Source organism: Prolinoborus fasciculus, from assembly GCF_056724605.1.
This window is the reverse complement of sequence record NZ_JBWZQN010000014.1, coordinates 26,246-37,773: the sequence shown is the minus strand read 5'-3', so window position 1 is coordinate 37,773 and position 11,528 is coordinate 26,246. Positions and strand designations below refer to the sequence as shown.

The 11,528-nt window shown below is 41.9% G+C and carries 13 protein-coding genes; 5 read left to right on the top strand and 8 right to left on the bottom strand.

Annotation, left to right across the window (positions count from 1 at the left end; all coding sequences use genetic code 11):
- Positions 1-189: 189 nt before the first annotated feature.
- Together AC1P5O_RS05110 and AC1P5O_RS05105 are read left to right on the top strand one after the other, a co-directional pair.
- Positions 190-624, top strand: coding sequence for an HIT domain-containing protein (locus AC1P5O_RS05110; protein ID WP_004646760.1), 435 nt, complete (start codon positions 190-192; stop codon positions 622-624).
- Between the two features lie 55 nt (positions 625-679).
- Complete coding sequence (locus AC1P5O_RS05105) at positions 680-2,125, top strand: adenylate/guanylate cyclase domain-containing protein (RefSeq protein ID WP_004729820.1); 1,446 nt, start codon at positions 680-682, stop codon at positions 2,123-2,125.
- A gap of 89 nt (positions 2,126-2,214) precedes the next feature.
- Here AC1P5O_RS05105 and fdx read toward each other — a convergent pair whose 3' ends face one another.
- The 8 genes from fdx to AC1P5O_RS05065 form a co-directional block, all read right to left on the bottom strand.
- A complete protein-coding gene (gene fdx / locus AC1P5O_RS05100; protein WP_004279821.1) occupies positions 2,215-2,553 on the bottom strand; it encodes an ISC system 2Fe-2S type ferredoxin in 339 nt (112 codons plus the stop codon).
- 15 nt (positions 2,554-2,568) lie between these two features.
- Positions 2,569-4,428, bottom strand: a complete 1,860-nt coding sequence (gene hscA / locus AC1P5O_RS05095; protein ID WP_004646762.1) for a Fe-S protein assembly chaperone HscA — start codon at positions 4,426-4,428, stop codon at positions 2,569-2,571.
- Between the two features lie 41 nt (positions 4,429-4,469).
- Entirely contained in the window at positions 4,470-4,985 is a 516-nt protein-coding gene (gene hscB / locus AC1P5O_RS05090) for a Fe-S protein assembly co-chaperone HscB (RefSeq protein WP_004646764.1), read from the bottom strand.
- Between the two features lie 104 nt (positions 4,986-5,089).
- Positions 5,090-5,410, bottom strand: a complete 321-nt coding sequence (gene iscA, locus AC1P5O_RS05085; RefSeq protein WP_004279817.1) for an iron-sulfur cluster assembly protein IscA — start codon at positions 5,408-5,410, stop codon at positions 5,090-5,092.
- Positions 5,411-5,444: 34 nt separating this feature from the next.
- Positions 5,445-5,831 carry a Fe-S cluster assembly scaffold IscU gene (gene iscU, locus AC1P5O_RS05080; RefSeq protein ID WP_004279815.1) on the bottom strand — a complete coding sequence of 129 codons (387 nt, stop codon included), beginning with the start codon at positions 5,829-5,831 and terminating at the stop codon, positions 5,445-5,447.
- 104 nt (positions 5,832-5,935) lie between these two features.
- The gene (locus AC1P5O_RS05075) at positions 5,936-7,153 is read right to left on the bottom strand and encodes an IscS subfamily cysteine desulfurase (RefSeq protein WP_004279813.1); all 1,218 of its coding nucleotides are present in this window, start codon (positions 7,151-7,153) and stop codon (positions 5,936-5,938) included.
- Between the two features lies 1 nt (position 7,154).
- The gene (locus AC1P5O_RS05070) at positions 7,155-7,628 is read right to left on the bottom strand and encodes an Rrf2 family transcriptional regulator (RefSeq protein WP_004279811.1); all 474 of its coding nucleotides are present in this window, start codon (positions 7,626-7,628) and stop codon (positions 7,155-7,157) included.
- 112 nt (positions 7,629-7,740) lie between these two features.
- The gene (locus AC1P5O_RS05065; protein ID WP_121979718.1) at positions 7,741-8,391 is read right to left on the bottom strand and encodes a hypothetical protein; all 651 of its coding nucleotides are present in this window, start codon (positions 8,389-8,391) and stop codon (positions 7,741-7,743) included.
- A 203-nt stretch (positions 8,392-8,594) separates the two neighbouring features.
- On the opposite strand from AC1P5O_RS05065, the gene AC1P5O_RS05060 reads away from it, so the two are divergent.
- The 3 genes from AC1P5O_RS05060 to AC1P5O_RS05050 all read left to right on the top strand — a co-directional run bounded on the left by AC1P5O_RS05060 (position 8,595) and on the right by AC1P5O_RS05050 (position 11,499).
- Positions 8,595-9,068 carry a phasin family protein gene (locus tag AC1P5O_RS05060; protein ID WP_499005798.1) on the top strand — a complete coding sequence of 158 codons (474 nt, stop codon included), beginning with the start codon at positions 8,595-8,597 and terminating at the stop codon, positions 9,066-9,068.
- 162 nt (positions 9,069-9,230) lie between these two features.
- Positions 9,231-9,503, top strand: a complete 273-nt coding sequence (locus AC1P5O_RS05055) for a non-specific DNA-binding protein Hbs (protein WP_004279807.1) — start codon at positions 9,231-9,233, stop codon at positions 9,501-9,503.
- A 130-nt stretch (positions 9,504-9,633) separates the two neighbouring features.
- A complete protein-coding gene (locus AC1P5O_RS05050) occupies positions 9,634-11,499 on the top strand; it encodes a SurA N-terminal domain-containing protein (protein ID WP_004646769.1) in 1,866 nt (621 codons plus the stop codon).
- The last annotated feature ends 29 nt before the right edge of the window (positions 11,500-11,528 follow it).

Here is an 11,528-nt window from a genome sequence, read left to right as displayed (position 1 = left end):
TCATTTTCCAATGAAGTTTGCAGGAACAACAGGCTTGATTTTTTTAATGAATTGTTTACAGTAATTGTTGTGATGTGCTTCGCAACAAATCATGAGAATTTGTCTTTAAACACATTGCTTTCAATATTCAGCTTCAGTTGGATATGTTAGTATTAGCCATCATTCTAATTTTGCATCATTTATAAAGATATGTTTAGTTTGCATCCACAACTTGCTCAAGATACGTTTTTTGTAGGCGACTTTCCTTTGTCAACATGTCGTTTGATGAATGATATGCAATTTCCCTGGCTCATTCTGATTCCACGTGTGCCGGGTGTCTCTGAATTATATGAATTGAGTCAAGCTGACCAAGAGCAGTTTTTAAGAGAGTCAAGCTGGTTATCAAGCCAGCTGGCACGTGTTTTCCGTGCAGATAAAATGAATGTAGCAGCGCTGGGTAATATGGTGCCGCAATTGCATTTTCATCATGTAGTTCGTTATCAGAACGACGTTGCATGGCCGAAGCCTGTTTGGGGTACACCTGCTGTTCCTTATAGCAGTGAAGTATTGGCACATATGCGTCAAACCTTAATGCTGGCTTTACGTGGTCAGGGCGACATGCCATTTGACTGGCGCATGGACTAATCAGCCAAGGCATTCCGAGAACCATGAACAGTTGCGGACTTCAGGGAGGGAGTGAGTGCAATTAGACGACTGGATTCAAAAAGAACCCCATCAGTTTGAGTATTTCCATCGCATGATGGGATACATCATGCTGTCTGTGGTTCTGGTCGTCTTTCATTACACTGAACCAGATACCCAGTATCAGCTTTTTGTTCCATTTTTTTTGTTTCTGGTTTTGCTAATTACACCGAAACTATCTCGCTGGCTGATCTATCGTCATGATTATCACATCCGGCGTAATATTCTTTTCCTGATTGATGTCATTGTCATTTCGGTGGTTTTGGCGGCCGTGCATCTGGACTTGGTCTTGTCCTTGCTGGGTCTGGTCGCAGTGCTCTATACCGCGATCAGCAATAAAATTTCATTTATGATGGCATCTCTAGCCAGCCTGATCGGGATTACGCTTTTTTATCTGGCCAATATTCTGGTCTTTGGGTTTAATAATTATTTCGAACCGACCAGCAGTGAGTTGACCGTTTTAGGCTTTATCTGTCTGATTACCTATTTTGGTGTCGGAAGTTTTTATCAAAGTGGTCGTGTGCAATACATGACCCAGAAAAAAGACCATTATTTCGAACAGATGAACCGTTATATGGAATTTGCCAATCAGCTGAGTCGCTATGCGCCCGTGCAGTTATGGCAATCCATTATGAAAGGTGAATCTGAAGCCAAAATTGAATATAAACGTAAAAAGTTGACGATCTTTTTCTCTGATATTCAAGGCTTTACAGAGCTATCTGAAACTCTGATTCCAGATGATTTAGCATTCCTGTTGAATGACTATCTTCGGCATATGACCGAAATCGCTAAAAATTATGAAGCGACTGTCGATAAATTCATGGGTGATGCCATCCTGATTTTCTTTGGTGATCCGAACTCCGAAGGTGTGGAACAGGATGCTAAGAACTGTATGGAAATGGCATTGGCGATGCGTCAGCAAATGAAATTGCTGCGGGAACGCTGGATTAAAATGGGTTATCCGCCACTGCATATCCGCATGGGGATTTCAACCGGTTATTGCCACGTAGGGAATTATGGGGCTACGCATCGTATGGCTTATACCATTGTAGGACGTGATGCCAATCTGGCAGCGCGTTTGCAAAGTGCAGCGGAAGTCGATGAAATCCTGATTTCGGAAGATACTCATAATCTGATCAAAGATGATTATCTTTGTGCACCGAAAAAGCCGATATTCTTGAAAGGCATTAAAGCACATGTAAGAACCTGGCAGGTCATGGAAAAATATGCGTCTCAGAAAGTCGAGTATCAGCGCTGGTTCGATTATGAATATAAGGGCTTTCATTTATTGCTGAATCTGGATGAAGTGCAAAACTTTGAATATCCTGAGCTGATTCATGTACTAGAAAAAATGATTAAACGCATTGAAACTCAGCAGAAAATGACCAATTCACAAGGTATTGTCAAATTGAAGCTTGAGGATGAAGTAATTGAACACATTTAAAGTTCATGTAAATTTACTTTAATTGTTTCTTATAAAGAGAAAAAACCACGCATGAGCGTGGTTTTTTATTTTAGCCTGCAACGAAAATCTTAGTGATTTTCTGACGCATGGTTAATGGTGTATTTTGGAATTTCAATTTCCAGATCTTCATCGTCCAGTTTAACCTGACAAGAAAGACGTGAATCAGGTTCTAAACCCCAGGCACGATCGAGTAAGTCAGCTTCAACATCATCCATTTCTTCCAGGCTGTCAAAACCTTTGCGTACCACTACATGGCAGGTGGTACACGCTGCTGACATATCGCAAGCATGTTCGATTTTAATGCCATTTTTTAGCAGGCTTTCGCAAAGATTGGCATTTTGTTCGACTTCAAACTCAGCACCTTCGGGGCAAATCTGCGCATGTGGAAGAACTTTAATACGTGGCATAGTCGTTACCTTAAATTAGTTTGAGTTTGACCAGTCGTCGAGTTTAGTGCCCTTAAGAGCTGCATCAATATGTTGATTCATACGTGCTGCTGCAAAAGCATCACTATGTATTTTAAGCTGTTCAACGGCAGATTCAATCGCTTTGATATCTGAACCCTGAAGCTGAGTTTCAAGTTGTGCTTGCGCAGTTTGCAGTGCTGCAAGTTGATCTTCAGTCAACAGACCGGCATCCGCTTGGAGTGCCTGAACCAGTGCTTCCAGCTCACGCTGTGCTTCCACTTTGGTTTCATTCAAATGACGAAGATTCTTATCTTCTTCAGCGAACTTATAACCGTCTAGCAACAGACGTTCAGTATCTTCACCCGATAAACCATAAGATGGTTTGATATCGATTTGAGCCGTCACGCCAGAGGTGGTTTCTTTGGCAGATACAGTCAGCAAGCCATCTGCATCGACCTGGAACGTCACTTCAATACGTGCCTGACCGGCAGTCATTGGTGGAATGCCATGCAGGACAAAACGCCCTAAACTACGGCAATGCTCAACCAGATCACGTTCACCTTGAACCACATGAATCAACATGGCAGTCTGGCCATCTTGATAAGTCGTAAATTCCTGACGACGAGCGACTGGAATCGCAGTATTACGCGAAATTAATCGTTCAACCAGTCCGCCCATGGTTTCAAGACCAAGAGACAGAGGCGTCACGTCTAATAGTAATGAGCCATCAGTTGAGTTGCCAATCAATTGGTTCGCAGTAATTGATGCGCCAATCGCAACCACTTCATCCGGATTAATAGTGCATAGTGGTTCTTGATTGAATACTTCACGCACGGCTTTTTGTACTGCATAAGAACGGGTTGAGCCACCGACCAAAACGACATTTTGAATGTCATCCAGTTCAAGCTTGGCATCACGCATCACACGCTTACATACGCTGATGGTCTTATCCAAAGCAACTTTAATGATCTCTTCAAATGTCGGACGGTCAAGCGTCAATACCTGATCAAGCAATTTGAGTTGAACTGAATCTGCATCAGACAAAGCTTCTTTGGCTTTACGTGCTGCAACCACAAAATGTGCATATTCTGCATCATTCAAGGTGTCAATATTCAGTTGTTTCTTGGCCCATTTCAGGATCAAACGATCTAGGTCATCACCACCGAGGGCAGTGTGGCCACCGGTTGCCAGAACTTCAAACACACCTTGACTAAAACGCAGAATCGAAACGTCAAAGGTACCACCACCCAAGTCGTAGATCACATAGTTGCGATCTGTACTTAGATTGCTTTCCTGATCGAGACCATAAGCAACAGCAGCAGCGGTTGGCTCATTCAACAAACGTAAAACATTCAAGCCAGCAAGTTGAGCAGCATCACGGGTTGCCTGACGCTGTGCTTCATCAAAGTAGGCCGGAACAGTAATAACGGCACCATTGACCGGATTTTGCAGACTGGCTTCAGCGCGGTCTTTCAACTGCTTTAAAATTTCTGCAGAAATCTCAACCGGCGTCTTACGGCCTTGTGCGGTTTCAAAAGCCGGCATTTCATTCGCTTCACCAACCAACGCATAAGGATGCTGGAATTTGATGTCAGCTTTCGAGCGACCCATAAAACGTTTTACAGAAACGATGGTGTTTTTAGGGTCAGTAGTAATGAAAGGCGCAGCTTCATTGCCGTATTGAGTCTGTTGTTCTGCATAATGCACGATAGAAGGAAGTAGCACACGACCTTGTTCGTCATTAAGTACTTTGGCTTTACCTGAAAGAACCGTGGCAACCAAAGAGTGGGTGGTGCCTAAATCGATACCAATCGCAATGCGGTGTTCATGTGGTGCACTTGATTGACCTGGTTCTGCAATTTGCAAGAGAGCCATAGTGTTACATCCTTTGCACGTTAAATATTAAATACTAAAAATTAGAAATCATCATCAAGATCAAAGCTGTCATCGTCCAGGAAGCGGTCTTCCGCTTTGTCGATATCGGCCATGACTTTAACGAAGAAGCGTAGTTTGCGCACTGTATCGCGTGCTTCGGCCCAGTCTTCATCCGCATAATCAATTTTGAACTCGCGAACCAAGCCCTCAATCCATTGCTGGACTTCGACTTTCAGTGAAGTTAAATCTTCAGCAGAAGTTGCATCGTCAAGTTGTTCACGAATTTCCAGAGCGTCCTGCAAGAATTCAAAATCACTGATCGACTGATCTAAGTGATAATCCTGTTTCTTGAGAGACAGTAAATACGCTGCACGGCTATCGACCGCTGACAAGGTTTTAAATGCCTGATTGATATCACTTGATTTAATCAGAGCCTGATCTTTGTCTTCAGCTTTATCTGGGTGATATTGTTGCTGCAACTTTAAAAATTCAGTCTTTAAAGCCGCTAAATCAATATCGAGTGCTACAGGAAGGTTGAACAACTCAAAATGATTCATGGGAGATGGGATCCGCGATTAATGTGCAAAAGTAACTGTATAAATGCAATTAAAACAGTGTGAAACACACTGTTTTAATGTCAAAAAGAGAATAACTGCCGGGTTTATACAGTGAAGGATTCACCACAACCGCATTCGCCTTTTTTGTTGGGGTTGTTAAATTCGAAGCCTTCGTTCAAGCCGTTTTTAACATAGTCCATCTCCATACCTTCAAGATAAACCAGGCTTTTCGGGTCAACGAATACTTTAACCCCAAACTGCTCAAAGGCTTGGTCATGTGTATCGACTTCATCGACGAACTCGAGCACATAGGCCAGACCAGAACAGCCTGAAGTTTTCACACCAACGCGAATGCCTTCACCCTTACCGCGATTTTTTAAATAATTGCTGATATGAGTTGCAGCATTTTCAGTTAAATGGATCATGAAAACTCCGTTAAAATTTCAAAACGTGGAACAATTAAGCTTTAACTTTCTTGCTACGGTAGTCTTCTACAGCTGCTTTGATTGCATCTTCAGCAAGAACAGAGCAGTGTACTTTTACTGGTGGAAGTGCAAGTTCAGTTGCAATATCAATGTTCTTGATCGCTTGAGCTTGATCCAAAGTTTTACCTTTGAGCCATTCGGTCACAAGTGAACTTGATGCAATGGCAGAACCACAACCATAAGTTTTGAAACGTGCTTCTTCAATCACGCCTTCATCGTTTACCTGAATCTGTAAACGCATCACGTCACCACATGCTGGCGCACCAACCATACCAGTACCAACGTTTTCAGCATTTTTATCTAAAACGCCAACATTACGAGGGTTTTCGTAATGATCAATTACTTTTTCGCTATAAGCCATGTTGCTTCTCCAAACCTCGGGGTCAGCCTCAGTATTAAATATGGGGGTAAAAAAACTTTTCTCAATGAGATAGCAACGGATTTGTCACTATCTCAGAATGAAAATTAGTGCTCAGCCCACTCAACTTTAGAAAGGTCAATACCTTCCTTATACATATCCCAAAGCGGAGAAAGTTCACGTAACTTCTCAACAGCAGCTTTAGTGATAGTCAATACGTGATCGATATCTTCTTCAGTGGTGTATTTACCGAAGCTGAAGCGGATCGAACTGTGTGCAAGTTCGTCTGAAAGACCCAATGCACGAAGTACATAAGATGGTTCAAGTGTTGCAGATGTACATGCCGAACCTGAAGATACCGCAGCATCTTTCAATGCCATCATCAATGATTCGCCTTCAACGAAGTTGAAGCTAATATTCAGGTAGTTCGCTACGTTTTGTGTTGGATGGCCGTTCAGGAACACTTGTTCAAGACCTTGTAAACCATTCCACAGCTTGTCGCGAAGTACACGTAAACGAGTCTGTTCAGCTTCCAAGTTTTTGCCTGCAAGTTCAAACGCTTCACCCATACCTACAATCTGGTGAGTCGCAAGGGTACCTGAACGCATACCACGTTCATGGCCGCCACCATGCATTTCAGCTTTAAGGCGTACACGCGGGCTACGACGTACAAACAGTGCGCCAATACCTTTAGGGCCATAGATCTTATGCGCAGAGAAGCTCATCAAATCTACTTTTAAAGTTGAAAGATCAATTTCAACTTTACCCGCTGCCTGAGCTGCATCGACATGGAAGAAAATCTTGTTGGCGCGAGTGATTTCACCAATCGCTGCAACATCAGTCACAGTACCGATTTCATTGTTTACCATCATCAGGGAAACAAGAATTGTGTCTGGACGGATCGCTGCCTGTACCATTTCAGGCGTAATTAAACCGGTTTGAGGTTGAGGCTCAATATAGGTAATTTCAAAACCTTCAGACTCAAGCTCACGACAGGTATCTAAAACTGCCTTATGTTCGATTTTAGAGGTAACGATATGTTTACCTTTAGATGCATAGAAATGAGCCACACCTTTAAGCGCAAGGTTGTCTGACTCGGTTGCACCTGAAGTCCATACGATTTCACGTGGATCAGCTTTAATTAAATTCGCAACTTGTTCACGTGCATATTCAACTTTTTCTTCTGCTTGCCAACCATACGCGTGTGAACGAGATGCCGCATTACCAAAGGTACCATCGAATGTTAAGCATTCCATCATACGTTCAGCAACCTGAGGATCTACAGGAGTTGTAGCTGCATAATCAAGATAAATCGGACGTTTCATGTCAAATACCTGTAACCGATAAAAGGGCTGAATCTAAAGGTGCTGATTTTTGGCGTAATGACACAGTCTGGACGTTGTCACGTGCAACCAGATCAGCAAGCGAGATTTTTTCTAAATAATCGGCGATGTGATGGGAGAGTTCCTGCCATAAATCATGAGTCAAGCACATCGCGCCATTCTGGCAATTGCCTTTATGGTCACAGCGAGTCGCATCAACTGTTTCGTTTACAGCTTCAATAATTGCTAACACAGTAATTTCATCTGCATTACGTGCTAAATGGTAACCACCATTTGCGCCACGAACACTAGAAACTAAACCATGACGCTTGAGCTTCGCAAATAACTGCTCAAGATAAGCAACAGAAATAGTTTGACGTGCTGCAATTTCAGCGAGCGTTATCGTTTTTTCAGAAGGCTGCAAAGCTAGATCAAGTAGAGCAGTCACAGCGTAGCGACCGCGAGTGGTTAGGCGCATGATTCGATACACATGGTTAGACTAGATGTGTAGATTTTATGAATCCCGACTAAATTAGTCAAGTTATTTTTAGTAGACCTTAGTGGGATTTAATTTTTGGAGAATGAAAGATTTATATGCTCAGCCAATTATACACTAATAACATAATCAAAAGTACGCTGCTCAGGCCAAAAATGATATTAATACGCTTTTGACGGCGTTCGATCCGTTTCAGGCGGTTTTTATACTGTTTGACTTCCACTTGCAGGGTATTGATCTTGGAGCGCTGTTCTTCAATTTTCTTTAAAAGCGGTGCAATACGCTTTTTAGAAGCAATAATTTCCGCTTCATCCGTCGGCGCATCAGACAGCCAGTGTTTCCAGTCGGCTAGTACTTTTGGCAAGCTGAATACGGTTAACAGATCACGAAACTCATCTTTTAAAACCTGATTGCCATCAATGCGCATGCTGCGAATGCTACGACGATTGCCAAAAATGAAAATTTTAATCAGATCGGGAAGTGTAGTGCGCACATCCAGGTCGACAATGCGGCCCGGTGCTTTGTGGTCAAATAATAGTCCATTGGGGGTGAATTGCACATAAAAGTCGAAATATGGAATATAGCTATTGATTTTAATCGAGATGTTTTTATCTACAAACTTTTTGGCCTGTAATGCAACGACACGATCATGCTTGAGAATGAAAGTAAATATTGTCTCTAAAACAATTAACGTCATCGTAAGCAACAAATGCGGTTGATTTTGACTTTGTTGCGATTCGCTCATATACAACCAATCCTTACCTGAAATATAAAGTGAAAAAGCTTCCTGCTTGTGAAGAGATTTCAGGGTTAAATCAAATTAGACTTGAAATAAATTGCTTTGTAGAACAGTTTATCAAATCTATCAAGTACTAAATTTGCTATTATGCAGTGGTTTTGTAGAATAATTTATAATAATTGCGCAGAAAACAAACAGGAGCCGTGCACATGGACAAGTCAAAAACAGCACAAGACTCAGCTGAAGCTTCGAATGAGAAAATGCTGAAACCCAAGTCTAAATCTGCCTCGGAGCGCAAATCGGTTCTTGATTTTCGTAAATACACCAAACAGATCTGGTTGGCTGGACTTGGGGCATTTTCACGTGCAGAAGAGGAAGGCAATAAACTGTTTGACTCGCTGGTCAAGGTCGGGGAAGAACTTGAATCTAAAACTGCAGATATTGCCGATCAAACTGTAGAGAAGGTTTCAGAAAAAGCCAAAGAGTCGGTCACAGACACCAAAGACAAAGTGGAAAAATTAATCGACAACTCTGTTCATCACTCATTGAATCGTATAGGATTAGTCACACTGAAGGATGTACAGTATTTGGAACGTTTAATTCTCCAGTTGCATACCAAGGTTGATCAGTTGACTGCGGAACAAGAAAAAATGAAAGAAGAATTGCCGAAAAAACTTAAATAAAATGACTTTATTTATTATTCAATGTTTTTTTCGCATATTTTTTGAAAAAAAAGAGGTTCTTAAGTATTGCGTTTATACCTAAAGCATTGCTATAAAGGCGTTATGGCATGTTAAACCAATTCTTGAACCTTAAATAAACGATATTAAGAGGACGTAATCTTCATGAATAAATCAGAATTAATTGATGCAATTGCAGAAAAAGGGGGATTATCTAAGGCTGACGCAGGTAAAGCTTTAGATGCTACAATTGCTTCTGTTACTGAAGCTTTAAAATCGGGTGATACAGTAACTTTAGTGGGTTTTGGTACTTTCGGTGTGAAAGAACGCGCTGCACGTACTGGCCGTAACCCACAAACTGGTGCTACTCTTGAGATCAAAGCAAGCAAAGTACCTAGCTTCAAAGCAGGTAAAGGCTTAAAAGACGCTGTAGCTTAAGCTTACCCAGCGACGAAACGCGCCTTCTTTGGCGCGTTTTTTATTGATAAATTTAATTGTGATGATTAACACATTCATTCAATGGGTATTTTCGGTTAAAATCCTTTGCAAATAAAATATTGGAATACTTATGGAAGCTTTTCGTAAAGTTATTAAGGGTTGGTTGGGCAAAGTCTTGCTCGTTCTGTTTTTGACCCCGTTAGCACTTGTAGGTATTGAAGGATATTTTAGCAGCGGAAACTCTGATGCGGCAAAATCAGTGAACGGGACTGAAATATCTCAAAAAGAATTAGAGTCACTGACCAAATCATTTAAAGAACAATATCTCAGTTATGCCAATGGGGATGAAACTTTACTGAATCAAAGCTTCATTGACCAGAAAGCCATGGATACTCTGGTTGCACGTACTTTATTGCTGCAACAGGCTGAAGAATTAGGGATCAGTCTGAGTGACCAGCAAATTGAACAGATGATTGCTCAGCAGCCTACTTTCCAGCAAGATGGCAAGTTCTCGAATGCTTTATATGAAAATTATCTAAAATCAATTGGCATGACCAATCGCGCTTTGATTGAAAGTTTACGTAAAGATCATGCGCTGAAGATGCTGTCATCGACTTTCCTGGATTATCCACTGGTAAGCCCAGTCGAAATGCAGCAGATTGCCGATTTACAAACTGAACAACGTCATATTCATATTTCCAGCATTAATCTGGACAGCTATAAAAAAGATGTCAAAGTGACGGATGCAGATATTGCTGCTTATTATGAAAAACACAAAACGCTATTTAAACAGCCGACCAGTGTAGATGTCGACTATGTGGTGTTAAAGCCAAGCGATATTCAGGTGGAGAGTTTAGCGGTTACAGAGGCTGAGCTTCAGGAAGCCTATACCGCCTTTGTTGCAACACAAAAACAGACAGTTAAACCAGATGTGAAGCATATTTTAATTACGGCGGACAGTCGTAGTGATGCTGAAGCAAAAAAACTGGCGACCGATATTGCAGCCAAAATTAAAGCCGGTACTACTTTTGCTCAGGCAGCAGCACAATATTCTGAAGACCCTGAATCTAAGTCTAAAGGTGGCGCGCTTGCCGTTTATGAAGAAGGTGTATTTGGTACTGCATTTGATCAGACGGTTAGTTCTTTAAAATCGGGTCAGGTGTCTGCACCAGTGAAAACAGATTATGGTTACCACATCATTTCTGTGCAAACGCCAGATGTTGCAGTTCCTTCTTTTGAATCACAAAAAGCACGTTTGTCTGAAGAAGCCTTGGCTGCTAAAAAATCCAATGCATTCTCTGATACGGTCAATACGCTAAATGATATGGTGGTAGGAAGTGATTCTCTGGATGTCGTTACACAGGAAGTTAAAGGTGTACAAGTCCAGAAAGCCCAAGGTGTAACACTTTCGACCCGTGATCCTGTGCTGAGCGATGCTAACCTCAAAGTCAAATTGTTTAATGACGATGTTAAAAATGGTGATCGTAATGCTTCATCAAGCATTCAGTTAGCCAATGGTGATGTAGCCTGGATAAAGGTGCGTAATTATCATGCAGCCGGCGAACAAACATTGGCAGAAGCAAAACCCCGTGTTAAGGCTCAGTTGATTGAAGACAAGGCAGCTGCTTTGGCAAAAGCAAAAATTCAGAAAGCTTTGGATGAGTTCAAAACCAAACCGGCTGCAGCAGTGGCGAAAGGTGATTTGATCTTTGAAGATGCTGGCGTTTACACACGTGCTGAAGGTTTACTAAAACGTGATGTACAGCGTGCGGCCTTTAGTCTGCCGACACCAAAAGCAGGCCATTGGTCAGTGACCACAGCGAAAATGCCGAATGAACTGGTTGTGGTTGCGGTATCAGAAGTGAAGAAAAATCCGGTGGATGTATTAAGTGCAGAACAGCGTAGTGAGTTGGTGAAGTTATATCAGCAACTTCGTGGTCAGCAGGAATTTGATGACTATACGCGTTACCTGAAATCTCAGGCAAAAATCAAATAAAATTGTTGTATAAAAAAACCAGCCTGCGG

What these genes read in the sequence shown, in the direction of transcription:
- AC1P5O_RS05110 (WP_004646760.1), top strand. Translation starts at nt 190, where the DNA reads ATGTTTAGTTTGCATCCACAACTTGCTCAAGATACGTTTTTTGTAGGC.
- fdx (WP_004279821.1), bottom strand. Translation starts at nt 2,553, where the DNA reads ATGCCACGTATTAAAGTTCTTCCACATGCGCAGATTTGCCCCGAAGGT.
- hscA (WP_004646762.1), bottom strand. Translation starts at nt 4,428, where the DNA reads ATGGCTCTCTTGCAAATTGCAGAACCAGGTCAATCAAGTGCACCACAT.
- hscB (WP_004646764.1), bottom strand. Translation starts at nt 4,985, where the DNA reads ATGAATCATTTTGAGTTGTTCAACCTTCCTGTAGCACTCGATATTGAT.
- iscA (WP_004279817.1), bottom strand. Translation starts at nt 5,410, where the DNA reads ATGATCCATTTAACTGAAAATGCTGCAACTCATATCAGCAATTATTTA.
- iscU (WP_004279815.1), bottom strand. Translation starts at nt 5,831, where the DNA reads ATGGCTTATAGCGAAAAAGTAATTGATCATTACGAAAACCCTCGTAAT.
- AC1P5O_RS05075 (WP_004279813.1), bottom strand. Translation starts at nt 7,153, where the DNA reads ATGAAACGTCCGATTTATCTTGATTATGCAGCTACAACTCCTGTAGAT.
- AC1P5O_RS05070 (WP_004279811.1), bottom strand. Translation starts at nt 7,628, where the DNA reads ATGCGCCTAACCACTCGCGGTCGCTACGCTGTGACTGCTCTACTTGAT.
- AC1P5O_RS05065 (WP_121979718.1), bottom strand. Translation starts at nt 8,391, where the DNA reads ATGAGCGAATCGCAACAAAGTCAAAATCAACCGCATTTGTTGCTTACG.
- AC1P5O_RS05060 (WP_499005798.1), top strand. Translation starts at nt 8,595, where the DNA reads ATGGACAAGTCAAAAACAGCACAAGACTCAGCTGAAGCTTCGAATGAG.
- AC1P5O_RS05055 (WP_004279807.1), top strand. Translation starts at nt 9,231, where the DNA reads ATGAATAAATCAGAATTAATTGATGCAATTGCAGAAAAAGGGGGATTA.
- AC1P5O_RS05050 (WP_004646769.1), top strand. Translation starts at nt 9,634, where the DNA reads ATGGAAGCTTTTCGTAAAGTTATTAAGGGTTGGTTGGGCAAAGTCTTG.